The sequence below is a fragment of the Rhizobium ecuadorense genome (assembly GCF_001187535.1).
Classification (GTDB): Bacteria; Pseudomonadota; Alphaproteobacteria; order Rhizobiales; family Rhizobiaceae; genus Rhizobium; species Rhizobium ecuadorense.
Window position 1 is genome coordinate 1 of record NZ_LFIO01001120.1, and the last position, 226, is coordinate 226.

A 226-nucleotide genomic window follows, 5' to 3' on the forward strand; every position below is an offset into this window, starting at 1 on the left:
GGTGCGCACATAGGCCTCATCGCGGCTGGAGCGCGTGTAAAGAGAGGCGAGGACAAAACCGATGCCGAAGATCAGAACAATCCCAATGCCGGCTGGTAGAATAACGTCGTACATCATTGCTGCTCCCTGAAAGATTGATTGTTCGCATCGGTGGGGTCGACCGGCGCGGGAATGGCGATAAACACATTGGCCTTGTGATCGACGAGAAGAACCGAAGCGCCGATCC

General features: G+C 55.8%; 1 pseudogene. It reads right to left on the reverse strand.

Annotated features, from left to right (window positions below):
• Nucleotides 1–113: 113 nt before the first annotated feature.
• Nucleotides 114–226, reverse strand: a pseudogene (locus tag AF337_RS46545) (OB-fold-containig protein); the annotation flags it as partial.